The 26,815-nt window shown below is 60.0% G+C and carries 23 protein-coding genes; 17 read left to right on the top strand and 6 right to left on the bottom strand.

Annotated features, from left to right (window positions below; genetic code table 11):
- Positions 1-15: 15 nt before the first annotated feature.
- From ACYSTU_RS11085 to ACYSTU_RS11115, 7 genes are all read left to right on the top strand, one after another.
- Positions 16-1,017 (top strand): response regulator, encoded by a 1,002-nt coding sequence (locus ACYSTU_RS11085; protein WP_024011741.1) that lies wholly within the window; start codon positions 16-18, stop codon positions 1,015-1,017.
- 307 nt (positions 1,018-1,324) lie between these two features.
- A protein-coding gene (prfB, locus tag ACYSTU_RS11090) for a peptide chain release factor 2 (RefSeq protein ID WP_099758102.1) occupies positions 1,325-2,420 on the top strand; the annotation gives its coding sequence in 2 pieces (ribosomal slippage) (positions 1,325-1,396 and positions 1,398-2,420; 1,095 coding nt in all).
- A gap of 79 nt (positions 2,421-2,499) precedes the next feature.
- Positions 2,500-4,002, top strand: a complete 1,503-nt coding sequence (lysS, locus tag ACYSTU_RS11095) for a lysine--tRNA ligase (RefSeq protein ID WP_024011743.1) — start codon at positions 2,500-2,502, stop codon at positions 4,000-4,002.
- A 105-nt stretch (positions 4,003-4,107) separates the two neighbouring features.
- Positions 4,108-4,821, top strand: coding sequence for a TetR/AcrR family transcriptional regulator (locus ACYSTU_RS11100; RefSeq protein ID WP_016771505.1), 714 nt, complete (start codon positions 4,108-4,110; stop codon positions 4,819-4,821).
- Between the two features lie 221 nt (positions 4,822-5,042).
- Complete coding sequence (locus ACYSTU_RS11105) at positions 5,043-6,293, top strand: flavohemoglobin expression-modulating QEGLA motif protein (protein ID WP_166554750.1); 1,251 nt, start codon at positions 5,043-5,045, stop codon at positions 6,291-6,293.
- A 152-nt stretch (positions 6,294-6,445) separates the two neighbouring features.
- Complete coding sequence (locus ACYSTU_RS11110; protein WP_498998382.1) at positions 6,446-7,351, top strand: alpha/beta hydrolase; 906 nt, start codon at positions 6,446-6,448, stop codon at positions 7,349-7,351.
- Positions 7,348-7,677, top strand: a complete 330-nt coding sequence (locus ACYSTU_RS11115; protein ID WP_041478159.1) for a PA3694 family proteiin — start codon at positions 7,348-7,350, stop codon at positions 7,675-7,677. The genes ACYSTU_RS11110 and ACYSTU_RS11115 overlap by 4 nt, the downstream gene beginning before the upstream one ends.
- Positions 7,678-7,914: 237 nt before the next feature.
- On the opposite strand, the gene ACYSTU_RS11120 is transcribed toward ACYSTU_RS11115, so the two are convergent.
- The 4 genes from ACYSTU_RS11120 to ACYSTU_RS11135 form a co-directional block, all read right to left on the bottom strand.
- Positions 7,915-10,158, bottom strand: a complete 2,244-nt coding sequence (locus ACYSTU_RS11120) for a hypothetical protein (RefSeq protein ID WP_498998387.1) — start codon at positions 10,156-10,158, stop codon at positions 7,915-7,917.
- Between the two features lie 200 nt (positions 10,159-10,358).
- Positions 10,359-11,147 carry a lipotoxin F family OmpA-related lipoprotein LptF gene (lptF, locus tag ACYSTU_RS11125; protein WP_024011746.1) on the bottom strand — a complete coding sequence of 263 codons (789 nt, stop codon included), beginning with the start codon at positions 11,145-11,147 and terminating at the stop codon, positions 10,359-10,361.
- A gap of 55 nt (positions 11,148-11,202) precedes the next feature.
- Positions 11,203-11,607 carry a DUF4398 domain-containing protein gene (locus ACYSTU_RS11130; RefSeq protein WP_024011747.1) on the bottom strand — a complete coding sequence of 135 codons (405 nt, stop codon included), beginning with the start codon at positions 11,605-11,607 and terminating at the stop codon, positions 11,203-11,205.
- Between the two features lie 378 nt (positions 11,608-11,985).
- Positions 11,986-12,330, bottom strand: a complete 345-nt coding sequence (locus ACYSTU_RS11135; RefSeq protein ID WP_016771500.1) for a hypothetical protein — start codon at positions 12,328-12,330, stop codon at positions 11,986-11,988.
- 213 nt (positions 12,331-12,543) lie between these two features.
- On the opposite strand from ACYSTU_RS11135, the gene ppc reads away from it, so the two are divergent.
- From ppc to ACYSTU_RS11170, 7 genes are all read left to right on the top strand, one after another.
- A complete protein-coding gene (ppc, locus tag ACYSTU_RS11140; RefSeq protein ID WP_110645880.1) occupies positions 12,544-15,174 on the top strand; it encodes a phosphoenolpyruvate carboxylase in 2,631 nt (876 codons plus the stop codon).
- 300 nt (positions 15,175-15,474) lie between these two features.
- Positions 15,475-16,125: an adenylate kinase gene (gene adk / locus ACYSTU_RS11145; RefSeq protein WP_324174975.1), complete on the top strand. Its 651-nt coding sequence runs from the start codon at positions 15,475-15,477 to the stop codon at positions 16,123-16,125.
- Positions 16,126-16,220: 95 nt separating this feature from the next.
- Positions 16,221-16,895, top strand: coding sequence for a tRNA (adenosine(37)-N6)-threonylcarbamoyltransferase complex dimerization subunit type 1 TsaB (tsaB, locus tag ACYSTU_RS11150; protein WP_498998401.1), 675 nt, complete (start codon positions 16,221-16,223; stop codon positions 16,893-16,895).
- Positions 16,896-17,197: 302 nt separating this feature from the next.
- Positions 17,198-17,506: a hypothetical protein gene (locus ACYSTU_RS11155; RefSeq protein WP_042606956.1), complete on the top strand. Its 309-nt coding sequence runs from the start codon at positions 17,198-17,200 to the stop codon at positions 17,504-17,506.
- On the top strand, positions 17,506-18,366 hold the full coding sequence (locus ACYSTU_RS11160) for a DUF72 domain-containing protein (RefSeq protein ID WP_024011753.1): 861 nt from the start codon (positions 17,506-17,508) through the stop codon (positions 18,364-18,366). Before ACYSTU_RS11155 ends, ACYSTU_RS11160 begins: the two co-directional genes overlap by 1 nt.
- A 30-nt stretch (positions 18,367-18,396) precedes the next feature.
- Positions 18,397-19,233, top strand: a complete 837-nt coding sequence (locus tag ACYSTU_RS11165) for an isocitrate lyase/PEP mutase family protein (RefSeq protein ID WP_498998407.1) — start codon at positions 18,397-18,399, stop codon at positions 19,231-19,233.
- 2 nt (positions 19,234-19,235) lie between these two features.
- Positions 19,236-19,928 (top strand): extensin-like domain-containing protein, encoded by a 693-nt coding sequence (locus ACYSTU_RS11170; protein ID WP_498998411.1) that lies wholly within the window; start codon positions 19,236-19,238, stop codon positions 19,926-19,928.
- Positions 19,929-19,931: 3 nt separating this feature from the next.
- Here the strand turns inward: ACYSTU_RS11170 and ACYSTU_RS11175 are convergent, their stop codons facing one another.
- Positions 19,932-20,552 (bottom strand): hypothetical protein, encoded by a 621-nt coding sequence (locus tag ACYSTU_RS11175; protein WP_056783179.1) that lies wholly within the window; start codon positions 20,550-20,552, stop codon positions 19,932-19,934.
- Positions 20,553-20,644: 92 nt separating this feature from the next.
- Here ACYSTU_RS11175 and ACYSTU_RS11180 point away from each other — a divergent pair, with 92 nt between their 5' ends.
- On the top strand, positions 20,645-21,427 hold the full coding sequence (locus ACYSTU_RS11180; protein WP_404822205.1) for a class I SAM-dependent methyltransferase: 783 nt from the start codon (positions 20,645-20,647) through the stop codon (positions 21,425-21,427).
- 107 nt (positions 21,428-21,534) lie between these two features.
- Here the strand turns inward: ACYSTU_RS11180 and ACYSTU_RS11185 are convergent, their stop codons facing one another.
- Entirely contained in the window at positions 21,535-22,170 is a 636-nt protein-coding gene (locus ACYSTU_RS11185; RefSeq protein ID WP_073476091.1) for a TetR/AcrR family transcriptional regulator, read from the bottom strand.
- Between the two features lie 94 nt (positions 22,171-22,264).
- Between ACYSTU_RS11185 and ACYSTU_RS11190 the strand changes: the two genes are divergently transcribed.
- A complete protein-coding gene (locus ACYSTU_RS11190) occupies positions 22,265-23,365 on the top strand; it encodes an efflux RND transporter periplasmic adaptor subunit (RefSeq protein ID WP_024011758.1) in 1,101 nt (366 codons plus the stop codon).
- A 6-nt stretch (positions 23,366-23,371) separates the two neighbouring features.
- On the top strand, positions 23,372-26,440 hold the full coding sequence (locus ACYSTU_RS11195; RefSeq protein ID WP_016771493.1) for an efflux RND transporter permease subunit: 3,069 nt from the start codon (positions 23,372-23,374) through the stop codon (positions 26,438-26,440).
- Positions 26,441-26,815: the final 375 nt, after the last annotated feature.

Here is a 26,815-nt window from a genome sequence, read left to right on the forward strand (position 1 = left end):
CTCAGGTGACCGCTCATGAATGATTTACAGATCGACGACATTAAAACCGACGAAAACGCCGCCATGGTGTTGTTGGTGGATGATCAGGCGATGATCGGCGAAGCGGTGCGCCGTGGGCTGTCGAATCAGGAAAACATCGACTTCCACTTCTGCTCCGACCCGCAGCAGGCCATCGCCCAGGCGGTGCGGATCAAGCCGACGGTGATCCTCCAGGACCTGGTGATGCCCGGCCTCGATGGCCTGAGCCTGGTGCGCGAATACCGCAATCACCCGGCGACCAAGGACATCCCGATCATCGTTCTTTCGACCAAGGAAGACCCGCTGATCAAAAGCGCGGCGTTCTCCGCCGGCGCCAACGATTACCTGGTGAAATTGCCGGATACCATCGAACTGGTCGCGCGGATCCGCTACCACTCGCGTTCCTACATGACATTGCTCCAGCGCGACGCCGCGTACCGTGCGTTGCGGGTCAGCCAGCAGCAATTGCTCGACACCAATCTGGTGCTGCAACGGCTGATGAATTCCGATGGCCTGACCGGGCTGTCCAACCGCCGGCACTTCGACGAGTACCTGGAACTGGAGTGGCGCCGTTCGCTGCGTGATCAGACGCAGCTGTCGTTACTGATGATCGACGTCGATTACTTCAAATCTTATAACGACAGTTTTGGCCACGTTGAAGGCGATGAAGCGTTGCGCAAGGTCGCCGCAGCCATCCGTGACGCCAGCTCGCGGCCATCGGATCTGCCGGCGCGTTATGGCGGCGAGGAGTTTGTGCTGGTCCTGCCAAACACTTCGCCGGGCGGCGCGCGGCTGTTGGCCGAAAAACTGCGCCAGACTGTGGCGGCGCTGAAAATTCCGCACAACACGCCGGCCGAGGGTTCCAGTCTGACCATCAGCATCGGTCTGGCGACCATGGTGCCGCAGGCGGGCAGTGATTGCCGGCTGCTGATTTCGGCGGCGGATCGCGGCTTGTATCTGGCCAAGAACAATGGGCGCAATCAGGTCGGGATCGAGTAACGGCCGTTGCCCTCACCCCAGCCCTCTCCCGGAGGGAGAGGGGGCCGACCGAGGTGTCTCGGGCCAGACATCGACCTGTGAGATCGCAGCGATTATGGATCTTCAGGCTTGGCGGTCACGGATTCGGTGAAGCCATTCTATTCGGCGTATGTTTCAAATATCCCCCGATCGGTCCCCTCTCCCTCCGGGAGAGGGCTAGGGTGAGGGCAGCAATCTCGGCCCATTCACCGCCAGACGGGCTGCCGCGACAGCCTGTTTACGTTATACTCGCCGGCTTTCAAAAGTTCGCCAACGAGTGCTGCCCGTCATGGAAATCAACCCGATCCTGAACACCATCAAGGACCTGTCCGAGCGCTCCGAAACTATTCGGGGGTATCTTTGACTACGATCAAAAGCATGAGCGTCTGACCGAGGTCAATCGCGAGCTTGAAGATCCGAGTGTCTGGAACAAACCTGAATACGCCCAGGAGCTGGGCCGCGAGCGTGCCGCGCTGGCGCAGATCGTCGACACCCTCGACGAACTGAACGGCGGTCTGGCCGATTGCCGCGACCTGCTGGACATGGCCGTCGAAGAGAACGACGAAGGCGCAGTGGGCGATGTCGTCGCCGAGCTGGCCCGTCTCGAGGAAAATCTGGCCAAGCTGGAATTCCGCCGCATGTTCAGCCATGAAATGGACCCGAACAACGCCTACCTGGACATCCAGGCCGGTTCCGGTGGTACCGAAGCGCAGGACTGGGCCAACATCCTGTTGCGCATGTACCTGCGCTGGGCCGACAAACGCGGTTTCGACGCGACCATCATGGAACTGTCCGCCGGTGAAGTCGCCGGGATCAAGGGCGCGACCGTGCACATCAAGGGCGAATACGCCTTTGGCTGGCTGCGTACCGAGATCGGCGTGCACCGTCTGGTGCGCAAGAGCCCGTTCGACTCCGGCAACCGTCGTCACACCTCGTTCTCCGCCGTTTTCGTCTCGCCAGAGATCGATGACAAGGTGGAAATCGAAATCAACCCGGCAGACCTGCGGATCGACACCTATCGTTCCTCCGGTGCCGGTGGTCAGCACGTAAACACCACCGACTCGGCCGTACGTATCACCCACGTACCGACCAACACCGTGGTCAGCTGCCAGAACGAGCGTTCCCAGCACGCCAACAAGGACACCGCGATGAAAATGCTGCGGGCCAAGTTGTACGAGCAGGAAATGCAGAAGCGCAACGCCGCTTCGCAGGCGCTGGAAGACACCAAGTCGGATATCGGCTGGGGTCACCAGATTCGCTCTTACGTGCTCGATGCCTCGCGGATCAAGGATCTGCGTACCAACATCGAACGCAGCGATTGCGACAAGGTGCTCGATGGCGACATCGATGAGTACCTGGAAGCGAGCCTGAAATCCGGCCTGTAACACCCTCTGTGGGAGCGGGCTCGCCCGCGATCCCCAGCCGAAGGCTGGGGGCAACGAACCTGATGGAATACTTAAAGACATGAGCGACCTACAACTCGACCCGCAAGCCCTGCAACAGGAAGAAAACTCCCTGATCGCCCTGCGCAAGGAAAAGCTTGCTGCCGAGCGCGCCAAGGGCAATGCCTTCCCGAACGACTTCCGCCGCGACAACTACTGCGATGCCTTGCAGAAACAGTACGCGGACAAGACCAAGGAAGAGCTGGCAGAGGCTGCAATCCCGGTCAAGGTTGCCGGTCGCATCATGCTCAACCGTGGCTCGTTCATGGTGATCCAGGACATGACCGGGCGCATTCAGGTCTACGTCAACCGCAAGACACTGTCCGAAGAAACCCTGGCCGCGGTGAAAACCTGGGACATGGGCGACATCATTGCCGCCGAAGGTACCCTGGCGCGTTCCGGCAAAGGCGACCTGTACGTGGAAATGACCAACGTGCGCCTGCTGACCAAGTCGCTGCGCCCGCTGCCGGACAAGCACCACGGCCTGACCGACACCGAACAGCGCTATCGCCAGCGTTACGTCGACCTGATCGTCAACGAAGACGTGCGCCAGACCTTCCGCGTGCGTTCGCAAGTGATCGCGCACATCCGCAGCTTCCTGATGAAGCGCGACTTCCTCGAAGTCGAAACGCCGATGCTGCAGACCATTCCCGGCGGCGCCGCAGCCAAGCCGTTCGAAACCCACCACAATGCGCTGGACATGGAAATGTTCCTGCGTATAGCCCCAGAGCTGTATCTGAAGCGTCTGGTGGTTGGCGGTTTTGAAAAGGTCTTCGAGATCAACCGCAACTTCCGTAACGAAGGCGTTTCGACTCGTCACAACCCTGAATTCACCATGTTGGAGTTCTATCAGGCGTACGCCGATTACGAAGACAACATGGACCTCACCGAAGAACTGTTCCGCGAGCTGGCGCAGCTGGTGCTGGGCAGCACCGACGTGCCGTACGGCGACAAGGTGTTCCACTTCGGCGAGCCGTTCGTGCGTCTGTCGGTGTTCGACTCGATCCTCAAGTACAACCCTGAGCTGACAGCCGATGATCTGAACGACATCGACAAGGCTCGCGCCATCGCCAAGAAGGCCGGCGCCAAGGTGCTGGGCTTCGAAGGTCTGGGCAAATTGCAGGTGATGATTTTCGAAGAGCTGGTCGAGCACAAGCTCGAGCAGCCGCACTTCATCACTCAGTACCCGTTTGAAGTGTCGCCGCTGGCCCGTCGTAACGACGAGAACCCGAACGTCACCGACCGCTTCGAGCTGTTCATCGGTGGTCGTGAAATCGCCAATGCCTACTCCGAGTTGAACGACGCCGAAGATCAGGCCGAGCGTTTCATGGCGCAGGTGGCCGACAAGGACGCCGGCGACGACGAAGCCATGCACTACGACGCCGACTTCGTCCGTGCGCTGGAGTACGGCATGCCGCCAACCGCCGGCGAAGGTATCGGCATCGATCGTCTGGTGATGTTGCTGACCAACTCGCCGTCGATCCGCGATGTGATCCTGTTCCCGCACATGCGACCGCAAGCGTAAACGTTTCAGTTAAAAAGCCGCCTAAAACAGGCGGCTTTTTATTGCCTGTCTGGTACAAATGTATCAATTGGTTAATTTGGCATTAGTAGAGGAAGTGCTGTCGTGATGGGTGCATTAGCTCAAGAAGGTGCAGCGGGTATCGCCACTGCGGTCGCTGAAAGTGTTCAGTACCAGGGCCGAAAGGCCAGCCGACAGGGCAGTGAGCAGCGTCGCCAGGACATTCTCGACGCCGCGATGCGCATTGTCGTGCGCGACGGCGTGCGTGCCGTGCGCCATCGTGCGGTCGCGGCGGAGGCCGGCGTGCCGCTGTCGGCGACCACGTATTACTTCAAGGACATCGATGACCTGCTCACCGATACCTTCGCCCAATACGTGGAGCGCAGCGCGGCGTACATGGCCAAGTTGTGGATCAATAACGAGGGTCTGTTGCGCGAAATGGTGGTCAGCGCCGACGGCAGCCCGGAGTCGCGCTCGCAATTGGCCGATGATATTGCGCGGCTGATGGCCGATTACGTGCACCGGCAATTGATCAACCGGCGCGAGCATCTGATGGCCGAACAGGCGTTCCGTCAGGAAGCGCTGCTCAATCCGCGTCTGGCCATTCTGGTGCGCTCGCATCAGCAGATTCTGTTGCAGGGCACCTGCCAGTTGTTCCAGGTACTGGGCTCGCGCGAACCGCAACAGGATGCCAAGGTGTTGACGGCGATTATCGGGCGGATGGAATATCAGGGCCTGCTCAATGACGCCGAGCCATTGGCCGAAGAGGACATGCTCGGGATTCTGACGCGGTATATGCACCTGGTGCTGGCGTCGGTCTAGCGTTTCACGCTACACCCTGTGGGAGCGAGCCGTTGATGATCGCTCCCTCGCTCCGCGTGGGAATGCATCCTGTGACGCTCTGCGTCACGCAGCAAAAAGGGACGCGGAGCGTCCCGGGCGACATTCCCACGCAGAGCGTGGGAACGATCAAAAGTCTGAGTTTCAGCACGTCACGTTTTCTACAGGAGTTTCGGGTGGACGATTACCAGCAGACGATACGCATGTTGTCCGATCGCATTGTGCTGGCGCAGACGCCGATCCGCGTGCTCGATGCGGTCAAGTGGGACGACAACGTGCGCAAGGGCTTCCTCAAGGCCAAGGGCAAGGAAATGCCGGCGGTGGATCGCGACTACTACCTCAACCGCCCGCTGTCGTTCGATTCGAGCCAGGTCAAACTGGAATTCCAGAACATCGAGCGCGACATCACCCGCCAGCTCGGCCAGTTCAACCCGGTCGGGCAGATCATGCGGCGCATGTGCAAGGAATACCGCATGGTGGTGCGCATGCTCGAAGCGCGCGGCACCGAGGATTTCGGTCTAATCTCGCAAGAGCTGTACGGCGCGGCGTCCGATGCCTTTCACGCCGGTGACCCGACATTGGCCGACCTCGGCCTGATGATGTCCGACTACCTGAACAACATCGACGGGCGCGGCGATCTGAAGGACGAGCCGAAGATCCTCACCGCCAAAGACGCGGTGCACCTGCTGCAAACCCGACTGAACAAGGTATTCGGTGAGGCCGAAGAGACGATTCGCGTGTTCGAGTCCGACGGCATCGTCGCCGACGCTGCGGCGGGCGCTGACTACATCAAGATCCGCACCGACGCGCTGTTCAACGACCGCGACGTGCGCGCACTGGAAGTCCACGAGGGCCTGGTGCATGTCGGCACCACGCTCAACGGTTTGAACCAGCCGATCTGCACCTTCCTGTCGAAAGGCCCGCCCTCGTCGACGGTGACCCAGGAAGGTCTGGCGATCCTGATGGAAATTATCACCTTCGCTTCTTACCCGAGTCGCCTGCGCAAACTGACCAACCGCACCCGTGCGATTCATATGGTGGAAGAGGGCGCCGACTTTTTGCAGATATACGAATTCTTCCGCGAGCAGGGTTTCGAGATGGCCGAAAGCTACGGCAATGCCAGCCGGGTGTTCCGTGGTTCGACGCCGACCGGTCTGCCATTCACCAAAGACTTGTCCTACCTCAAGGGCTTCATCATGGTTTACAACTACATTCAGTTGGCCGTGCGCAAGGGCAAGCTCGAGCAGATTCCGCTGTTGTTCTGTGGCAAGACCACACTGGAAGACATGCGTACCTTGCGGCAATTGGTGGATGAAGGGCTGGTGGTGCCGCCGAAATATCTGCCGGATCAGTTCCGTGACTTGAATGCGTTGTCGGCGTGGATGTGTTTCTCCAACTTCCTCAACCATTTGAGCCTGGACCGGATTGAGGCGGATTACTCCAATATCCTCTAGACCCAGCACCGAACCCCTTGTGGGAGCGAGCCTGCTCGCGAATGCGATTTCACCTTCAACATTGATGTCGGCTGATACACCGCTTTCGCGAGCAGGCTCGCTCCCACAGGTTTGATTTGTGTTCAGTTCTCTTCTTTGCGAGGTTTCACCGGATGAGAATCCTCGGCATCCTTTGCCTGCTCTTGACCCTCGGTGGTTGCAGTTCGCTGCTGTTCTACCCGGAACCGGGCCAGATCTTCACCCCGGACAAAGCCAAACTCGAATACCGCACCGTCACCCTGATCACCGCCGATGGCTTGAAGCTCAACGCCTGGTGGCTGCCGGCCAAACCTGGCGTCGAGGTCAAAGGCACGGTCCTGCATCTGCACGGCAACGGCGGCAATTTGCCGATGCATCTGGGCGGCAGCTGGTGGTTGCCGAAGAATGGTTATCAGGTGCTGCTGGTCGACTATCGCGGCTACGGTTTGTCCGAGGGCAAGCCGAGCCTGCCGGCGATCTATCAGGACATCGACGCCGCGTTCGCCTGGCTCGACAACGCGCCCGAGGTCAAAGGCAAACCGCTGGTGCTGCTCGGGCAGAGTCTGGGCGGCGCGATGTCGGTGCATTGGCTGGCGCAGCACCCGGAGCGGCAAAAACAACTCAAGGCCCTGGTGCTGGATGGCGTGCCGGCCAGTTATCGCAGCGTCGGCCAATTCGCCCTCAGCACTTCGTGGCTGACCTGGCCATTGCAAGTGCCGCTGTCGTGGCTGGTGCCGGACGGCGACAGCGCAATCAACTCGATGGCGCAGCTGACCGGCGTGCCGAAGCTGATCTTCCATAGCATCGACGATCCGCTGGTGCCGATGGCCAACGGCATTCGCCTGTATCAGGCAGCGCCGCCGCCGCGCGTGTTGCAGCTGACCCGTGGCGGTCATGTGCAAACCTTCGGCGATCCGGTGTGGCGTCAGGTCATGCTGCGCTATCTCGACGACCCCGAACACTTCGACGGCCTGCGCCGCCTCGGCGAAATCCCCAACTATCCGCCGCCCCCGAATTCCGAAGATGAGACCCTGCAATGACTGAAGAACGTAATGCCATCCCGCTGATCATCACCGGTATCTGCAGCATCCTCGGCACCGTCGGGGCGCTGTGGTACTACGGCTACCTGCACTTCGCCAAGCCGGAGGATGCGTTGCTGCTCAGCGAATTCACCATGCTCAAGACCGTGCCGGGCGAGGACTACAAAGTCTCGCTGACACCTGCGCCGCAAGTGGCGCAGTGCATTGATGGCGTGCTGGTGTTGTTTGATACCGAGCAGAAAGGCCTGACCGGGGTGTTGATCAATGGCCAGAAAAAGGCTGTGCGCTGCATGGGGGAGGAGACGCCGCAGAAGCTGGAGCAGTGATTCTGCTGGATCACTTTCCCCCTCTCCCATTGGGAGAGGGGACTACCGAGGTGTATTCCGCCATACATCGAGCTGAGAGACCGTGTCGATTATGGATTCAATAAAGCACTTTCAGATCGATGTATCTCTAGAGCATCCCCAATCGGCTCCCTCTCCCTCGGGGAAGGGGTGGGGTGAGGGGCTACAGTATGAAACTTAACAAAGAGCCCCTCCATTTGAACGAAGGAGCTTTTACAGCTAAGGGCTGGCTGTCACCGTGATTTTTCGATTGGCACTCCACGGCGAGCGCTTACCGTCAATGCTTTGCCATGCAGTCATGGAAAACGGGCCGACGGGTAAAGTCCAGACACTTTGCACCGACCAGGTGCCATAGGCATCGGCGTCTGTTTCCGCCAGTACCTCGTAAGGGCCGTAGACCTTGGAAACACGGATATGTGCGCCCGGAAGAGCTTTGCCGGAGAGCAGAGGGTTTTGACCACTGTCACTACCCTCTAGTGGGGTTTCTATGACTGGCGCGTCGAGCGTATCAATTACCTTGATTGTTCTATTGGCACTCCACGGCGAGCGCTTACCATTAGTGCTTTGCCATGCAGTCATGGAAAACGGGCCGACGGGTAAAGTCCAGACACTTTGCACCGACCAGTTGCCATAGGCATCGGCGTCTGTTTCCGCCAGTACCTCGTAAGGGCCGTAGACCTTGGACACACGGATATGTGCGCCCGGAAGAGCTTTGCCGGAGAGCAGAGGGTTTTGACCACTGTCACTACCCTCTAGTGGGGTTTCTATGACTGGCGCGTCGAGCGTATCAATTACCTTGATTGTTCTATTGGCACTCCACGGCGAGCGCTTACCATCAATGCTTTGCCAGGCTGTCATGGAAAAAGGCCCTGAGGGTAATGTCCAGACACTTCGCACTGACCATTTGCCATAGGCATCAGCGTCTGTTTCCGCCAGTACTTCGTACGGGCCGTAAACTCGGGTTACGCGAATATGGGCGCCAGGCAATGCTGTGCCTGAAAGCAAAGGGTTGTAACCGGAGTCAGCGTTTTCCACTGGCGTAGAGATAACCGGGGGAGACACATCCATGATATCAACAACGTTGAATAAACGCTGCTCGGACAGCCCCGAGACTCTGTCGGCAAAGTACTGCCGAAGCACAAGTGCATTGGGGCCTGATGGCCTATCGGTAGGAGGGGTTATTGACCACCTGCCTTGTGCATCCGCGATAGCTGTTGCGAAGAAAGTCTCCGGGGTTGCGGCTTCTGCTACCTTGATCGTTGCTCCCGGTCGCGCCGTTCCAGTGATCAAAGGTTTCCGCGTTGTTGTAGCGTTCTGCTCGGGTGTCATGACCAGCGGTGGCACGACTGTCGTTGTGCAATATGGGAGGCCTTGTCCATTTATTGCAATTGCGAGCGATGCACCAGCCTTATCCGTCGCACAGACTTTGATTTTGATTTTTGCCGTCGCGTCTTCCAGCGTCCGTCCTGGCTGCAGGGTAGGATCGTTCGTTGTGGCAGTTTCTGGCGAGGCATCCAATTGCACGTTGCGCACCGTCCCGTGCAGTGACGAGTACCTGATCCATACGCCGGTCACGCGATTATCTGTGGGAGAAAATTCGTCGAATGGTGTGGGCTGGCGGTACTCAAGCGCTATCAACTGAGGTTCTGTGGGCCGATTGATCATGTAAAGTTGAGGCCCTTCCTTACCCAATACCCCCAGGCGGTACAGACCTGTCTTACTGATCACGGCGGCCTGTGAGTCATCAAGCCAGCCGGAAGACCAACGGTTGATTGCCGGATAGAGTGTTGCTCCGCCCGACACTGAGTCTCCAGTATCACCATACCCGACCGGGCTGCACTCTTCAGGAGCCTGAACAACGTCATTACTCACCGGACATCTGGTATAAGTGCCGCCATGTGGGTATCCCAGATTGTGGCCGAATTCGTGCTTCCATACATGCGGTGAGCCCGGCATACCTTTAACCCAAATCCAGTTTCCCGGCATTGTAGCGATTGCGCCGCCGCCACAAGGGACCGCCACAAAGAGGAATGGAAAACCTGCGGGATCAATGTTTTGTGCACGGGCCGCTTTGCGTCCTGCGTCGAGACTGCCTGAAGCGGAGCATGTTGCAGGTTTTGGACCGAAATCTGCCTCGATCTGTGTGCCTTCCAGTTTCAGTTTATTGCCGGAGGCAGCGAGGATGTAGGAGCGCAATGAGTTCCAGTGCGTTGAGAAAGTTTGCTCAGCAATTTTTCCGGAGTCCAGGCCCGGTTCGCCTGACCAGTGCCCGACCACCAGCAATACCTTTTGAACGCCTGTGATGGGGCGTTTTATCGAGGGAGTCAGTAGTTCGGGATCGGTGCTGATGACCATGTCATCGGGATCATACAAAGGCTCTGGTGGGATTGCCGCGTTGCTCCAGCTCATCGCTGCATGGAGTAGTGTCGACAAAAATCCGACTGCGATGATTGATCGTTTCATCGGGGAATCCTTGTGAGGATCAGGCTGACAGGTAACAGCCTCTTCCAAGTACCGATCCTCGTCCACTGTCATAGTTGACAGTGGACTTCGCCTTCGGAAGACGAAACGGTCATGGGAATTGAGTCAACCGACTTTCACACTTCCACAAAAAAAGCCCCGCCTGATCGCTCAGGCGGGGCTTTTGCGTTACCGGATGGAGCTTAGTTCGAGCTCACCGAAGAACGCGGTGCTACTGGCTGGTTGTCGTTGGAGATGGTCACTTCCACACGACGATTCATTGCACGGCCCGAGACGCTGCCGTTATCCGCTACCGGGTACTCCTTGCCATAACCCTGAGCGACGATGCGCGAAGGGTCGACGCCCATCTTGATCAGAGCCATCTGCACGGAAGTCGCGCGACGCTCGGACAGCGACTGGTTGTAGCTCGCGGTGCCGGTGCTGTCGGTGTAACCCTCGACGATCACTTTGCGATCCGGGTTTTCCTGAAGGAATTGCGCCAGTTTGTTGATGTTCACCAGGCCGCTGGATTTCAGATCAGCCTTGTTGGTGGCGAACAGCACGTCACCGAAAGTCACCAGCGTGCCGCGATCGGTCTGCTTGGCGTTCAGGCTGTCCTGCAGTTGTTTGATCTGCTGGTCACGGGCATCCAGACGGGCCTGGGCACGTTGGGCTGCGGCGTTTTTCAGGTTGTTTTCAGCGGTGCGCAGAGCGATGGTCTGCTTGGCCACTTCGACGCGCTGGTTAGTCAGGTAAGCCAGTTGGTCAACCTTGGCTGCATCTTCTTTGTCCAGATAAGCTTTGTCGGCCTTGTCCAGGTAATCGCTGGCGTCTTTGGTTTCCAGTGCCGCGACTTTGCTCGCCTGTGGGTTGGCCTGCAGGCCGGCGTAGTTGGTGCGCGCCTGTTCCAGGTTCGGATTAGGCGGGGTGGAGCAGGCAGCCAGTGCAACGCTTGCGGCCAGAAGAGCGGGAATCATCAGTTGCTTACGCATAATTTGTCGTCCTTTCTATCGGTAAGAGTTTCAGCTTTGCGGTCGGGATGCGCGCTTACTGCACGGTGCGCTGGCTTTCCTGACGCAGTTCCTGAACACCTTTCTGGGAATCCTTCACAGCCTGTTCGGCCTTGGCGGCCTGAGCCTTGCGTTCAGCGACGCGAGCGTCCCATTCAGCCTGTTCCGACAGGCGACGGGCCTCGTCATACTTCTTGTCGTGCATGGCGATTTCAGCTTGTTTCAGTTTGTCCTGAGCCTGCTTCATTTCCACCGCAGCGAACTCGGTACCGCCAGCGCTGACGGCGCTGTTGACGGCCGATTGAGTGACGGCGTACTGCTCGGTCGGAGGATTACCGGCGCAACCGGCCAGTACGAAGCTGGTGCCGATGGCCAGAGCGGCCAGTTTCAGACCGCGCAGGTGGGAAAACGAGGTTTGGGTTTTCATGGTCTTCAACTCCATTAGGCATCTCCTGAAAATACAACTGAATCCATCCTGGCAGAGGAGGCGAAAGCATCGCTTGTAGACGCGAATTGAAACGCTCGTTCCAGGCGTGGTTACCTGTTCCGACCGGCGGCATTTTTGAAAAGTTCAGAAAAGATGGCCTATCGCCAAAAATTAAATTGACCGTTTGGACAAGGCTCTGGGACGGGAACTTTGGCGGTTTGGAGCGGTACGCGCGGGTGTAATTTGTCCGTTGATAAAACAATTTTCGAACTGGAATACAGCCTATGTGGGAGCGAGCCTGCTCGCGAATGAGATGTGTCAGTCAGCGCAAATGCTGAATGAAAATCCGCATTCGCGAGCAGGCTCGCTCCCACGGTTTTGATGTGTGTCGAATCAGTGCTTCTGCTTGTTCTCAGCCGAGGACAAGTCATGCAAATGCCGCCGCGACAACGCCAGAAAACGCGGCGTCGGGCCGACATCCTCATACAACGGATCACCTTCCTCATCAGTCGCCACCACCGTCGAACCCTTCACATACGGCAGGCTCGCTTCGAACTCCTCGAGCGCGGCGCCGATCAGTTCGCCGAGCAGTTCCTCGGGATGACGTTTGGGATACATCTCGGCAATTGCCGCCAGGCGCGCGGCGGCCTCGACGTCCAGATGAATCGTGTAGCCGGTGTCGGTCAGGCGACCTTTGGCGTTTTCTTCCCAATGCTGGGCGAGTTCACGAATTTTCATGATGACCTCATTTAGCGCCTGCTGATGGCAGGCCTGGGTGAGTGTCCGGCAGCGCCGGCGGCGGGCCGTCGTACGGCTTACTGTTGAGACTAGCTTTCGCCGGCAAGGTTTAAAGTCAATTCGTCGCCTGCTTGTAAGAAGCGGCGCAGAGCGGCACTCTCTGGCAAAGCATTCGTTTCTGCGCTGTCCCCGATTACCGCTGGAGAACTGCTGATGACCGATATTGATGCACGCTTGCGCGAAGATGTTCACCTGCTCGGAGAGCTGTTGGGCAACACCATTCGAGACCAGTACGGCGAGGCGTTCCTCGACAAGATCGAGCAGATTCGCAAGGGCGCCAAGGCCGACCGGCGCGGCTCGATGGACGCTGAACTGAGCGCCAGCCTCAATCAATTGAGTGAAGACGAATTGCTTCCGGTCGCGCGGGCCTTTAACCAGTTTCTCAACCTGGCCAACATCGCCGAGCAATATCAGCTGATCCATCGCCGCGAGGAGTCGCAACCGGCGCCGTTCGAATCGCGGGTATTGCCGGAACTGCTCGCGCGCCTGCGCAGTGAAGGGCACAGCGCCGAATCTCTGGCCCGGCAGCTGGCGCGGCTGGAAATCGAACTGGTGCTGACCGCGCACCCGACCGAAGTGGCGCGACGCACGTTGATCCAGAAGTACGACGCGATCGCCGCGCAACTGGCGGCGCAGGACCATCGCGACCTGACCAGCGCCGAGCGCGAGCAGATCCAGAGCAAACTGCAACGGCTGATCGCCGAAGCCTGGCACACCGAAGAAATCCGCCGCACCCGCCCGACGCCGGTCGATGAAGCCAAATGGGGCTTTGCGGTGATCGAGCATTCGTTGTGGCAGGCGATCCCCAACCATATGCGCAAGGCCGATCAGGCGCTGTTCGCCGCCACGGGTCTGCGCTTGCCGCTGGAAGCCGCGCCGATCCGCTTCGCCTCATGGATGGGCGGCGACCGTGACGGCAACCCCAATGTCACCGCCGCCGTCACTCGTGAAGTCTTGCTGCTGGCGCGCTGGATGGCCGCTGACTTGTACCTGCGCGACGTCGATCATCTGGCTGCCGAACTGTCGATGCAGCAGGCCAGCGATGCGCTGAAGGCCAAGGCCGGCGACAGCGCCGAACCTTATCGCGCGGTGCTCAAACAATTGCGCGAACGCCTGCGCGCCACACGCAATTGGGCGCACGCTGCATTGACCGCGCCGACCCCGGCTACCGCCGATGTGCTGCACGACAATCGCGATTTGCTCGAGCCTTTGCAGTTGTGTTTCAACTCGCTGCACGAATGCGGCATGGGCGTCATCGCCGACGGGCCGTTGCTCGATTGCCTGCGTCGGGCGGTGACGTTCGGCCTGTTTCTGGTGCGCCTCGATGTGCGTCAGGATTCGACCCGGCACAGCTCGGCAATGACCGAAATCACCGATTACCTCGGCCTCGGCCGCTACGAAGATTGGGATGAAGAACAGCGCATCAACTTCCTCACCGAGGAGCTGAGCAACCGTCGACCGTTGCTGCCCGCGCATTTCAAACCATCGGCGGACACCGCCGAAGTGCTCAACACCTGCAAGGAAATCGCCGCCGCGCCCGCTGCGTCGCTGGGCTCCTACGTGATCTCCATGGCCGGCGCCGCTTCCGACGTGCTCGCGGTGCAACTGCTGCTCAAGGAATCCGGCGTACTGCGGCCGATGCGCGTGGTGCCGCTGTTCGAAACCCTCGCCGACCTCGACAACGCCGGACCGGTGATGGAACGTCTGCTGCTATTGCCGGGCTATCGCGCGCGTTTGCATGGCCCGCAGGAAGTGATGATCGGCTATTCCGACTCGGCCAAGGACGCCGGCACCACCGCTGCGGCGTGGGCGCAATATCGCGCGCAGGAACGACTGGTGGAAATCTGCCGTGAGCAGCAAGTCGAACTGCTGCTGTTCCACGGTCGCGGCGGCACCGTTGGCCGTGGCGGCGGTCCGGCGCACGCGGCGATTCTGTCGCAACCACCGGGTTCGGTGGCCGGGCGATTCCGTACGACCGAACAGGGCGAAATGATTCGTTTCAAATTCGGCCTGCCGGACATCGCCGAGCAAAACCTCAATCTGTATCTGGCCGCCGTGCTCGAGGCGACCTTGTTGCCACCGCCGCCGCCGACTCCGGAATGGCGCCATCTGATGGACGAATTGGCGGCGGACGGTGTCAGCGCTTACCGCCAGGTGGTGCGGGAAAATCCGCAATTCGTTGAGTACTTCCGTCAGTCGACCCCGGAGCAGGAGCTGGGACGTTTGCCGCTCGGCAGTCGCCCGGCCAAACGCCGTGCCGGCGGTATCGAAAGCCTGCGGGCAATTCCGTGGATTTTCGGCTGGACCCAAACCCGATTGATGCTGCCGGCCTGGCTGGGCTGGGAGACGGCGCTGAGCAAGGCGCTGGAGCGCGGCGAGGGCGAGTTGCTCGGGCAGATGCGCGAACAGTGGCCGTTCTTCCGCACTCGTATCGACATGCTGGAAATGGTCTTGGCCAAGGCCGACGCGGATATCGCGCAGTCCTATGACGAACGTTTGGTCGAAGCCGATCTGCTGCCGTTGGGCGCGCAGTTACGCGACCTATTGTCGCAGGCATGCACCGTCGTGCTCGGTCTGACCGGGCAGTCGCAGCTGCTGGCGCACAGCCCGGACACCCTTGAATTCATCCGCTTGCGCAACACCTACCTCGACCCGCTGCATCTATTGCAGGCCGAGCTGTTGGCGCGTTCGCGGCAGCAGGATGTCGAGCAGGGCAGCCCGGTGGAACAGGCGCTGCTGGTGTCTGTAGCAGGGATTGCCGCCGGATTGCGCAATACCGGCTAAGGTTGCTGAGCACCTCTGGCGGCGTTCGCGACAAGGGTCGGATGCCGCTTCTCCTGGCGTAGGAAAGTGCCGCGAAGCGACAGTTATTGATGGGGTTGCGACTTGGGTTACCGCGTCGCGAGGTCACGGCGGGCGTCGGTTTCTCCGACTTTTGGCGTCTTGTGTGGGCGCAGCCTGCTGTGTATCTTGATCAGCCTTTGGCCGTTTGTGCGGCCACGACCCGTATTTTCAGGATCCGCCTGTTACGAGCGAATCCTTTGTTTTGTAAAGCTTTTATATAAAAAATTGAGGAGCACATCGATGCGCGTCATTCTGCTGGGAGCTCCCGGGGCCGGTAAAGGTACTCAGGCAAAGTTCATCACCGAGAAATTCGGCATTCCGCAAATCTCCACCGGCGACATGCTGCGCGCTGCGGTCAAGGCTGGCACTCCACTGGGCGTGCAAGCCAAGAGCATCATGGATGCCGGCGGCCTGGTGTCGGATGACCTGATCATCGCGCTGGTCAAGGACCGCATCGCTCAACCTGATTGCGCCAAAGGTTTCCTGTTCGACGGCTTCCCGCGCACCATTCCGCAGGCTGAAGCGCTGGTCACTGCCGGCGTCGAGCTGGACGCTGTGGTTGAAATCGCTGTTGAAGACGAAGAAATCGTCCAGCGCATCGCCGGTCGCCGTGTTCACGAAGCCAGCGGCCGCGTTTACCACATCGTCTACAACCCGCCGAAACTGGCTGGCAAGGACGACATCACCGGCGAAGAGCTGGTGCAGCGCAAGGACGACACCGAAGAAACCGTGCGTCATCGCCTGTCGGTCTACCACTCGCAGACCAAGCCTTTGGTGGAGTTCTATCAGAGCCTGTCCGCCAAAAACGCCGGCAAGCCGAAGTACAGCCACATTCCGGGCGTTGGTTCGGTTGATGCGATCACCGCCAAGGTGCTGGCTGCGCTGAGCTGAAAAGTCTGATCGGCTGCATCATCCACGGCCCGCTTGCGGGCCGTAGTTGTTTATACTGACGCACTTTTTTCCCCACCCCTGTTTTGGAAACATCGATGAGCACCTTGCTGGCCCTGGACACCGCGACTGAAGCTTGCTCCGTTGCCTTGCTGCATGACGGCGAGGTCACGAGCCATTACGAGGTGATCCCGCGTCTGCATGCGCAGAAGCTGCTGCCGATGATCCAGCAATTGCTTGCCGATGCCGGCACCACGTTGCAAGCGGTCGACGCGATTGCCTTCGGCCGTGGCCCGGGTGCGTTCACCGGTGTGCGCATTGCCATCGGTGTGGTGCAGGGTTTGGCCTTTGCTCTGGATCGTCCGGTATTGCCGGTATCCAACCTTGCCGTGCTCGCCCAGCGTGCCTTTCGTGAACATGGCGTAAGCCAGGTGGCAGCCGCCATCGATGCGCGGATGGATGAAGTGTATTGGGGCTGCTACCGCGAGACGGCGGGGGAGATGCGTCTGGTTGGTGCCGAAGCCGTTCTACCACCGGAAGTCGCCGCGCTGCCGGCTGACGCCAATGGCGATTGGTTCGGTGCCGGTACCGGTTGGGGCTACGGCGAGCGCATTGCGGTCAATCTGAGCGGCTCCGATGCGGGCATGCTGCCCCACGCCGAAGACCTGTTGACCCTGGCGCGTTTCGCCTGGGAGCGCGGTGAGGCGATCCCGGCAGATGACGCCCAGCCGGTCTACCTGCGCGATAAAGTCGCCACCCCGAAAGCCCGCTGAAACCTCCGGGCTGATTTGGTGGCGAGGGGATTTAGCGTCGCACCGCCCCGTTCGGCTGCGCAGCAGTCGCAAGTCCTGAAAATGCGGCGGCTCTGAGAAAATGCAGGGGAGTGCTGCGCACTCCAACGGGGATAAATCCCCTCGCCACGGGCCCATGGGCCATTCTGCAAATCCTGCCAATCGTCAGTTTCCAGCTCCGGTTTTAAACCTTTTGCGCTTTATGTGTTCTAGTTATCACTCGGCGGTTTGCTAAGTCGGTCAAGTGCCGCTAAATTGCCATCATTGATACCGAGCATGACATTATGCGTATAGACGGCGTTTCCACTCAGTCCTACCCCATCAAGCGCAAGCCGCGTAAAGGCAATGCGGCGCTGGATGAATCTGTCGACATCATCGACGGCGAGCTGGAATTCCCGAGCGAAGAGCAGATGGCCGCTCGTGCCGCGCAAGCCACCGCGCAACGCCTGAGCAACCTGCCTGCCCGCCAGCAAGACATGATCTACCACCGCGCGATGAAGAAAAGCGTAGCCATGGCTCTGGCCAGCTACCTGAGCACCGCCGGTTTTGTCGATTGGGACGCAGACGTGCTGGGCCTCGATCTGTATATCTGATGGATCTGCCTTACTATCTCGGTTGCCCGTCCTGGAGCGAAAATGCCTGGCGCGAGTATCTGTATCCGGTAGACGCAAAAACCTCCGACTTTCTCGCTCTCTACTGCCAGGTGTTCAACGCCGTCGAAGGCAACACCACCTTCTACGCCAGTCCGTCGCCAGCCACTGTGCAGCGCTGGGCCGAGATCATGCCGGCGCACTTTCGCTTCACTGCCAAATTCCCCGGCGACATCAGCCACAGCGGCGACCTGCGCGAGCAACTGACCGCTGCCGAAACCTTCCTGCAATTACTCAAGCCGTTAGGCGAACGTGTTTCGCCGCTGTGGCTGCAACTGTCGAAAAGCTTCACGCCGCAGCGTCTGCCGGAGCTCGCGGCGTTTATCGATGCGCTGGATTGCCCGCTTGCGGTCGAGGTGCGCAATGAACAGTTCTTCGCCAAGGGCGAGAGCGAGCGTCTGCTCAATCGTCTGTTGCTGGATCGTGGTGTCGAGCGCATCTGTCTTGACCCGCGCGCGCTGTTCAGTTGCTTGTCGACCGAGTCCTCGGTGATCCACGCGCAGTCGAAAAAGCCGCGTGTACCGACCCGTCCGGCGGCGTTCACGCAGTTTCCGCAGGTGCGTTTCATCGGCCATCCCGAGCTTGAGGCCAACGATGCGTTTCTTGTGCCGTGGGTGGCGAAAGTCGCTGAATGGATCGAAGAGGGCCGCACGCCCTACGTCTTTCTGCATACCGCCGACAACCTGTTGGCAGCGAAACTGGCGCAACGTTTTCACGCACAACTGATGCAACGTTTGCCTGGCTTGCCCGCGCTGCCTGAGCTATACAGAGAACCCGCCGCCGAGCAGCTTGGTTTGCTCTGAGGCGGGTTTTTTCTGCCCGGGAGCCCGTCGATGAACGTCCAAGTCAGTCAGCAGCAACTCCTCAAAGCCCAAGCCTTCAAGGCCCTGCATGATCGCCAGAGGATCTTCGTCATCCCCAATTCGTGGGATGCCGGCTCGGCGAAGATGCTCGCCAGTCTTGGTTATCAGGCCTTGGCCACCACCAGCGCCGGTTACGCGTTTTCCCAGGGCAAGGCTGATGGCGCACTGAGTCTCGACGAAACCTTGGCCAATGTCCGCGCGATTGTCGCAGCGACGGATCTGCCGGTGGCGGTGGATCTGGAAAACGGCTTTGCCGATGACCCGGTCGAGGCTGCGCAGAGCCTTCTGCGCGCCGCCGAAGCGGGCGCGGTGGGCGGGTCGATCGAGGACGCTACGGGACGTCCGGACGCGCCGATCTATTGCTTCGAACACGCCGTGGCGCGGATTGAAGCCGCCGTCGCGGCGGTACGTACGCTGCCGTTTCCCTTCATCCTCACCGCCCGCGCGGAAAATTACCTGCACGGTAATCCCGATCTCGACGACACCATTCGCCGTTTGCAGGCATTTGCCGCGGCGGGTGCCGACGTGCTCTATGCACCGGGTTTGCGCAGCGCCGAAGAAGTGCTGGCAGTGGTGCGAGCCGTGGCGCCGAAACCGATCAACGTGTTGATGTCTGGCGGTTTGAAAATGACCGTGCAACAGCTCGAGGAAATGGGCGTACGCCGCATCAGCACCGGCTCGGCACTGGCGCTGGCGGCGTTCGGCGAGTTCTTCCGCGCAGCTGAAGAAATCCAGCAATCCGGCAGCTTTGGCTTCACGTCACAGTCGATGCCGTATGCCAGGGCCAATCAATTCTTCAAGGACTGAGCATGGGACGTTGGCTGTTCTGGGGGGTGTTGCTCGCGATCGCTGGTGGCGCGGTGAGTGTCTGGCGTGGTTGGCTGGACGTGCCACCACAGTGGAATCCCTGGGCGCCCCTGGACGTAAAAACCGCGCCCAACTGGCTGACCGGTTACAAACTCATGCGCCTGCGCAGTGATTCCGAGCTTTGCGCACAGGCATTGAGCAGCTCGGATCTGCGCGTCAGTCCCCAGGCCGACAGCCCGGGCGCCAAGTGTCCGCTGATCGGTGCTCTGCGGGTGCAGGGCGGTGAAGTGGCGCTGAGCAGCAGTTTCATCGCCAGTTGCCCGCTGGCGGTGGCCTACGCAACGTTTGAACACCACACCCTGCAACCGGCGGCGCAATCGGTTTACGGCCAGAAAATCGCGCGGGTCGATCACCTCGGCAGCTTCGCCTGTCGCAATGTCTACAACCGTGAGAACGGCGCTCTCAGCCGACATGCGAGTGCCGACGCGCTGGACATCGCCGGTTTCCGCCTGTCTGACGGGCGCACGATCAGCGTGCTCAAGGATTGGCCCAAGCAGAGTCAGGACGCAGAGTTTCTGCGCCAGCTGCGTGACGGCGCCTGTGAGTCATTCAGTGTGGTGTTGAGTCCGGACTACAACGCCGCTCATCGCAATCACTTTCATGTCGATGTCGGGCGCTGGAGCGTGTGTCGCTGAGAATCAGGCGGCGAGGCGCAGGTTCTGCAGAACGATCGGGCGAGCCCAGCCGTTATCGAAGTCCAGGGCTTTCTGTTGCTCGACGATTTCTTCCGGCGGGAACGGCGGGTAAGGCTTCTGCAGCAAGTCCAGGTCGAACTCGGCAATCGGCAGGTACAGCGGGCGTTTCTGCGGAGCAGGGCCTGGCTCCGGCACTGGCTGGCCATTGTTGATCACAATCGGGCGCACCCAGCTGCTGTCGAAATCCTGTTGCTCTTGCTGGGCTTTGAGTTCTTCTGGCGGGAACGGTGGGAACGGCTTGTCCAGCAGCTCCATTTCGAACTCGGCGATCGGCAGGAACAGTGGCTCCGGCGGGCGAACCTGGGTTTCGACCACGTCGCACTCACGCTGGCTGACGATGTGCGCGTGCAACTCGCTGCCAACGGTTGGTTCTTCCGGGCTGTTCAGGTCAACCGGAGGAAACGTGCCACAGGCAGGCACCACTTCACTCGTCTGTTCGGCCAGGGCCTGGGCAAAGAAATCCTGCCACAGGTGACTGACGCCGCTCAGTGCTTGAGTGTTATGACGGCTGAAGTCGCCATGGGGCGAAACGTAGCCAATCGATGTGGGAAGAATGCCTGACATTTTTTTCGGTTGACGCTCAGCTCTGGCAAAATGCGCGTTGAATGGTTTATCGGCGGTTTTTGTCGATCCTTAACTTTTTTGAGCGTTTTTTCATGATCGAGTCACCCGCGGCCTGCCGCATCCATGTCCAGGCCCTCGCCCCAGCGTTTCAAACGCAAGCCGCACACTGGGCCGAACGTCTCGGCCTGCCGCTCGGCGAGGCCGACGGTGAGTTCGCCTTGCAGGTCGGCGAGCAGGGTTTGCAGTTGCAGCAGCTTGGCCCGGACGCCCCGGGACCGGTGCGGGTCGATTTCGTCGAAGGCGGCGCGGCGCATCGTCGTTTGTATGGCGGCGGCAGCGGGCAGATGATTGCCAAGGCTGTCGGCATCGCCCAAGGCGTGCGCCCGCGCGTCCTCGATGCCACGGCGGGGCTGGGCAAGGACGCGTTTGTGTTGGCCAGTCTCGGTTGTGAAATGAGCCTGATCGAGCGCCAGCCGCTGATCGGCGCACTGCTTGAGGACGGCTTGGCCCGGGCGGCAGAAGATTTCGATGTAGCGCCGATCGTGGCGCGGATGAAATTGCTCAAGGGCAACTCCATCGAAGTGATGCGCAGTTGGGAAGGGGAACCGCCGCAGGTGATCTACCTCGACCCGATGTTCCCGCATCGCGAGAAAACCGCGCTGGTGAAAAAGGAAATGCGCCTGTTCCGCCCGCTGGTCGGTGATGACCCGGATGCCCCGGCCCTGCTTGAAGCCGCACTGGCACTGGCCACGCACCGGGTGGTGGTGAAGCGCCCGCGCAAGGCACCGTGCATCGAAGGGCCGAAACCGAGCCATGCGCTGGATGGCAAATCGAGCCGGTATGACATTTATCCGAAGAAAGCGCTCAAACCCTGAGAGCGCGTCGCCCCATTCGCGAGCAGGCTCGCTCCCACAGTTGAAATGCATTCCAGTGTGGGAGCGAGCCTGCTCGCGAAGCGGTCTGCACAAGCACCGCAAAACTGTCAGGGTTTGTACGCCCTCATAAACAACCCCACCACCTCCCGCACATGCCGTTCCGCTGCTTCTCCAGTCAGCGGCTCGCCGCAGCCGTACAACAAACGAAAATTTCCCGCGCCTTTGATCAGGCAGAAGAAATGCTCGGCGGCATTTCGTGGCTGGTCGATGCTCAGCGCGCCGGTTGCATGGATTTTCGTCAGCAGACCTTCCATGCCGTTGACCACGCGCTCGGGGCCGGCCTCGAAGAAGATCAGCGACAGCTTCGGGTCCTGACTGCCCAGGGCCATGATCAGACGGTGCAGGTTCACCGATTCATCGCTGTTGATCAGTTGGTGGAAGCCTCGGGCAATGTTCAGCAATACATTTTCCACCGCGATGCCGTCCGGCAATTCGAAGAACAGCGGTGGCAATTGTTCCTCGCATTTGGCGACGACGGCGGCGGAGAACAGCGTCTCCTTGTCATTGAAATGGCTGTAGACCGTCAGCTTCGACACGCCGGCCTCGCTGGCCACCGCGTCCATGCTGGTGTTGGCGTAGCCATGGCAGAGAAACAGGGTTTTCGCCGCATCCAGGATCGCTTGGCGTTTGGCCAGATCCTTGGGGCGGCCCGGGCCGTTTGGAGCTGAAAGATTGTTCGACATTCTTCGCTTTTAATACTGGACTGGTGAGTTTGCTATTAATACCATACCCGCCAGTATAAATATTCCAAGCCTCATTCGCGAAAGGTCCGTCACCATGTTCCGCCATGCGTTGTCCTTTGCCGTGCCAGTCAGTCTGGCGTTCCTGTTATCGGCGTGCGGTCAGGAAGAGGTGACCAAAGTCACCGTACGCCCGGCCATGGTGGTACAGCCCGAGCCTTCGGCGCAGGCGATGGAAAGTTATCCGGGCGAGGTGCGTGCCCGCTATGAGCCTGATCTGGCGTTCCGCATTGGCGGCAAAGTCAGCCGACGACTGGTCGACGAAGGCCAGCGCGTCAAAGCCGATCAGCCGTTGGCCGAACTCGATCCGCAGGATGTGCGCCTGCAACTGGAAGCCACCCGCGCGCAGGTCGCCGCCGCCGAGGCCAATCTGAACCTGGTCCGCGCCGAGCGCGATCGCTATAAAACCCTGATGGATCGGCAAATGGTCAGCCGCTCGGCCTACGACAACGCGGAAAATCTATATCGCTCCGGCGAAGCCCGCCTTAAACAAATCAAAGCTGAATTCAACGTTTCGACCAACCAGGCCAGTTACGCGGTGCTGCGTGCGCCACAGGATGGCGTGGTGGCCAAGCGTTCGGTGGAAGTCGGGCAGGTGGTCGCTGCCGGGCAAACCGTGTTCACCCTCGCCACCGATGGTGAGCGCGAAGTGTTGATCAGCCTGCCGGAGCAAAGCTTCGGCCGCTTCAAGGTCGGTCAGCCAGTGACGGTGGAATTGTGGGCACAGCAGAATCAGCGGTTTGCCGGGCAGATCCGCGAGTTGTCGCCGTCCGCCGATCCGCGCTCGCGCACTTTTGCTGCGCGTATCTCGTTCACCAGCGGCAAAGTCCCGGCTGAACTGGGGCAGAGCGCCCGGGTGTTCGTGCAAGCGGCCGACAGTGTCTCGTTGTCGATACCGCTTTCCGCGCTCACCGCTGAAAACGGCGCCACTTACGTCTGGGTGGTCAACGGCAACAACACGTTGAAGAAAACCCCGGTGCGGGTCGGTCCGTTCGGCGAGAAAAGCGTGGCGGTGCTCGAGGGCCTGAATGCCAGCGACTGGGTGGTGGCTGCCGGCGTTCACGTATTGCTCGACGGCCAGCAGGTTCGACCAGTGGATCGCTCCAATCGTGTGGTCAATCTGGCGAACAAGGAGTAAGCCCCGATGCGCTTCAACCTCTCCGAATGGGCGTTGCGTAATCGCCAGATCGTACTGTTCCTGATGCTTTTGCTCGCCGTTGTCGGCGCGTTGTCCTACACCAAACTCGGCCAGAGTGAAGACCCGCCGTTCACGTTCAAGGCGATGGTCATTCAGACCCGCTGGCCCGGTGCGACCGCGCAGGAGGTCTCGCGCCAGGTCACTGAACGTATCGAAAAGAAGCTGATGGAAACCGGCGAGTACGAACGCATCATGTCGTTCTCACGCCCCGGTGAATCCCAGGTCACCTTTATCGCCCGCGACTCGATGCACTCCAAGCAGATCCCCGATCTCTGGTACCAGTTGCGCAAGAAGGTCGGCGACATTCGCCAGACTTTGCCGCCGGGAATTCAGGGGCCGTTCTTCAACGATGAGTTCGGCACTACCTTCGGCAATATCTATGCGTTGACCGGCGACGGTTTTGACTACGCCGTGCTCAAGGATTACGCCGACCGCATCCAGATTCAGCTGCAGCGGGTCAAGGACGTCGGCAAGGTCGAACTGCTCGGCCTGCAGGACGAGAAAATCTGGGTCGAGCTGTCCAACGTCAAGCTCGCCACCCTCGGCTTGCCGCTGGCGGCGGTGCAGCAGGCGCTGGAGGAACAGAACGCGGTATCCACGGCGGGGTTCTTCGAAACCGGCAGCGAGCGCTTGCAGCTACGCGTCTCGGGGAATTTTCAGACAGTCGATGAGATAAAGAACTTTCCGATCCGCGTCGCCGATCGTACGTTCCGTATCTCCGATATTGCCGATGTGCGTCGCGGTTTCAGCGACCCACCGGCGCCGCGCATGCGTTTCATGGGCGACGACGCGATCGGTCTGGCCGTGGCGATGAAGGATGGCGGCGACATTCTGGTCCTGGGCAAGGCGCTGGAGGGCGAATTCTCGCGGATCCAGAAAAACCTCCCGGCCGGCATGCAGCTGCGCAAGGTGTCCGATCAGCCGGCAGCGGTAAAAACCGGCGTCGGCGAGTTCGTTCAGGTACTGGTCGAGGCACTGGCGATCGTCTTGCTGGTGAGCTTCTTTTCCCTCGGTGTGCGCACCGGCATGGTCGTCGCGCTGACCATTCCGCTGGTGCTGGCGATGACCTTCGCCTGCATGTATTACCTCGGCATCGGTCTGCACAAGATTTCCCTCGGTGCGCTGGTGCTGGCGCTGGGCTTGTTGGTGGATGACGCGATCATTGCTGTGGAAATGATGGCGATCAAAATGGAACAGGGCTTCGACCGCATTCGCGCGGCGAGTTACGCCTGGACCAGCACCGCATTCCCGATGCTCACCGGCACGCTGATCACCGCCGCCGGCTTCCTGCCGATTGCCACTGCCCAGTCCGGCACCGGCGAATACACCCGTTCGATTTTCCAGGTAGTGACCATTGCCTTGCTCGCCTCATGGGTCGCGGCGGTGATGTTCGTGCCGTATCTGGGGGAAAAACTCCTGCCGGATCTGGCGAAAATTCACGCGGCAAAACACGGCACTGGCGATGGTCAACCGGATCCGTATGCCACGCCGTTCTATCAGCGCGTGCGGCGTCTGGTGGAGTGGTGCGTGGCCCATCGCAAGACGGTGATCGTGCTCACCGTGGGCCTGTTTATCGCCTCGGTGATGCTGTTCCGTTTCGTCCCGCAGCAGTTCTTCCCGGCTTCGAACCGGCTGGAGTTGATGGTCGATCTGAAACTGGCCGAAGGTGTTTCGCTGGCCAATACCACCAGTGAAGTCAAACGCCTCGAAGCGCTGCTCAAGGAGCACGCCGGCATCGACAATTATGTGGCCTATGTCGGCACCGGTTCGCCACGCTTTTATCTGCCGCTGGATCAGCAACTGCCGGCGGCGAGTTTTGCTCAGTTCGTGGTGTTGGCAAAAACCATCGAAGAGCGTGAAGCGCTGCGCAGCTGGTTGATCGAAACCCTCAACGAACAGTTCCCGGCCCTGCGTTCGCGGGTCACCCGTTTGGAAAACGGCCCGCCGGTTGGCTATCCGGTGCAGTTCCGCGTTACCGGTGAACACATCGAAGAAGTCCGTGCATTGGCGCGCAAGGTGGCAGCAAAGGTTCGCGAGAATCCGCATGTGGTCAACGTGCATCTGGACTGGGAAGAACCGAGCAAAGTTGTTTATCTGAACATTGATCAGGATCGCGCCCGCGCCCTCGGTGTGAGCACGGCGAATCTGGCGAAATTCCTGCAGAGTTCGCTGGTCGGCTCGACCGTTAGCCAGTACCGCGAAGACAACGAGTTGATCGAGATTCTGCTGCGCGGCACCGTGCATGAGCGCACTGAGTTGTCGTTATTGCCGAGTCTCGCGGTGCCGACCGATAACGGCCGCAGTGTGGCGTTGTCGCAGATTGCCACGCTGGAATACGGCTTCGAGGAAGGCATCATCTGGCACCGCAACCGCCTGCCGAACGTGACCGTACGCGCTGACATTTATGGCAAGGAGCAACCGGCGACGCTGGTCAAACAGATCATGCCGACGCTGGACCCGATTCGCGCTGAGTTGCCCGATGGTTATCTGCTGGATGTCGGCGGCACGGTGGAGGATTCCGAGCGCGGGCAGAAGTCGGTGAATGCCGGGGTGCCGATGTTCATTGTCGTGGTGCTGACCTTGCTGATGGTGCAGTTGCGCAGTTTCTCGCGCACGGCGATGGTGTTTCTGACGGCGCCGTTGGGCTTGATCGGGGTGACCCTGTTTCTGATGGTGTTCCGCCAGCCGTTCGGGTTTGTGGCGATGCTCGGGACCATCGCGTTGTCCGGGATGATCATGCGCAATTCGGTGATTCTGGTCGATCAGATCGAGCAGGATATTGCATCGGGGCTTAAGCCTTGGCAGGCGATTATCGAGGCTACGGTGCGGCGCTTCAGGCCGATTGTATTGACGGCGCTGGCGGCGGTGCTGGCGATGATTCCGCTGTCGCGCAGTGTGTTTTTCGGGCCGATGGCGGTGGCGATCATGGGCGGGCTGATTGTGGCTACGGCGCTGACGCTGTTGTTTTTGCCGGCGTTGTATGCGGCCTGGTTCAGGGTTCGTCGGGAGGGTTGAGTTTCTTTGTCGTGGCGGCCTTCGGGCCGACCATGACTTGGGGTTTTGGGTGTATATCCGTTGCTGTGGGTGTTGCGGCTGGCGGTTTCGCCCTTACGGCGAGGCACTTTTTCCAGACGCCGAAAAAGTACCCAAAAAGGCTTGCTCCTGCGTTCGGCCCTCGCAGGCTCGGGTTCCTTCGCTCCGGGACTGATCCGGGCGCAGCGGCTCCGGTTTGCTTCGCTGCACCTCCTTCCGCTGTGTCTGGCTGCGCCAGACGGTCGCTGCGCTCCCACGCCCGGATCAGTCCCTCCACTCAGCCTTCCGACGTCGCCGGTGGATCAAGATCAAGAGCAGGCGAGCTGACACTCGGCCATTGAGTGGTGAAAAGCGTGG

This window comes from Pseudomonas glycinis (genome assembly GCF_054871425.1).

What these genes read in the sequence shown, in the direction of transcription:
- ACYSTU_RS11085 (WP_024011741.1), top strand. Translation starts at nt 16, where the DNA reads ATGAATGATTTACAGATCGACGACATTAAAACCGACGAAAACGCCGCC.
- lysS (WP_024011743.1), top strand. Translation starts at nt 2,500, where the DNA reads ATGAGCGACCTACAACTCGACCCGCAAGCCCTGCAACAGGAAGAAAAC.
- ACYSTU_RS11100 (WP_016771505.1), top strand. Translation starts at nt 4,108, where the DNA reads ATGGGTGCATTAGCTCAAGAAGGTGCAGCGGGTATCGCCACTGCGGTC.
- ACYSTU_RS11105 (WP_166554750.1), top strand. Translation starts at nt 5,043, where the DNA reads ATGTTGTCCGATCGCATTGTGCTGGCGCAGACGCCGATCCGCGTGCTC.
- ACYSTU_RS11110 (WP_498998382.1), top strand. Translation starts at nt 6,446, where the DNA reads ATGAGAATCCTCGGCATCCTTTGCCTGCTCTTGACCCTCGGTGGTTGC.
- ACYSTU_RS11115 (WP_041478159.1), top strand. Translation starts at nt 7,348, where the DNA reads ATGACTGAAGAACGTAATGCCATCCCGCTGATCATCACCGGTATCTGC.
- ACYSTU_RS11120 (WP_498998387.1), bottom strand. Translation starts at nt 10,158, where the DNA reads ATGAAACGATCAATCATCGCAGTCGGATTTTTGTCGACACTACTCCAT.
- lptF (WP_024011746.1), bottom strand. Translation starts at nt 11,147, where the DNA reads ATGCGTAAGCAACTGATGATTCCCGCTCTTCTGGCCGCAAGCGTTGCA.
- ACYSTU_RS11130 (WP_024011747.1), bottom strand. Translation starts at nt 11,607, where the DNA reads ATGGAGTTGAAGACCATGAAAACCCAAACCTCGTTTTCCCACCTGCGC.
- ACYSTU_RS11135 (WP_016771500.1), bottom strand. Translation starts at nt 12,330, where the DNA reads ATGAAAATTCGTGAACTCGCCCAGCATTGGGAAGAAAACGCCAAAGGT.
- ppc (WP_110645880.1), top strand. Translation starts at nt 12,544, where the DNA reads ATGACCGATATTGATGCACGCTTGCGCGAAGATGTTCACCTGCTCGGA.
- adk (WP_324174975.1), top strand. Translation starts at nt 15,475, where the DNA reads ATGCGCGTCATTCTGCTGGGAGCTCCCGGGGCCGGTAAAGGTACTCAG.
- tsaB (WP_498998401.1), top strand. Translation starts at nt 16,221, where the DNA reads ATGAGCACCTTGCTGGCCCTGGACACCGCGACTGAAGCTTGCTCCGTT.
- ACYSTU_RS11155 (WP_042606956.1), top strand. Translation starts at nt 17,198, where the DNA reads ATGCGTATAGACGGCGTTTCCACTCAGTCCTACCCCATCAAGCGCAAG.
- ACYSTU_RS11160 (WP_024011753.1), top strand. Translation starts at nt 17,506, where the DNA reads ATGGATCTGCCTTACTATCTCGGTTGCCCGTCCTGGAGCGAAAATGCC.
- ACYSTU_RS11165 (WP_498998407.1), top strand. Translation starts at nt 18,397, where the DNA reads ATGAACGTCCAAGTCAGTCAGCAGCAACTCCTCAAAGCCCAAGCCTTC.
- ACYSTU_RS11170 (WP_498998411.1), top strand. Translation starts at nt 19,236, where the DNA reads ATGGGACGTTGGCTGTTCTGGGGGGTGTTGCTCGCGATCGCTGGTGGC.
- ACYSTU_RS11175 (WP_056783179.1), bottom strand. Translation starts at nt 20,552, where the DNA reads ATGTCAGGCATTCTTCCCACATCGATTGGCTACGTTTCGCCCCATGGC.
- ACYSTU_RS11180 (WP_404822205.1), top strand. Translation starts at nt 20,645, where the DNA reads ATGATCGAGTCACCCGCGGCCTGCCGCATCCATGTCCAGGCCCTCGCC.
- ACYSTU_RS11185 (WP_073476091.1), bottom strand. Translation starts at nt 22,170, where the DNA reads ATGTCGAACAATCTTTCAGCTCCAAACGGCCCGGGCCGCCCCAAGGAT.
- ACYSTU_RS11190 (WP_024011758.1), top strand. Translation starts at nt 22,265, where the DNA reads ATGTTCCGCCATGCGTTGTCCTTTGCCGTGCCAGTCAGTCTGGCGTTC.
- ACYSTU_RS11195 (WP_016771493.1), top strand. Translation starts at nt 23,372, where the DNA reads ATGCGCTTCAACCTCTCCGAATGGGCGTTGCGTAATCGCCAGATCGTA.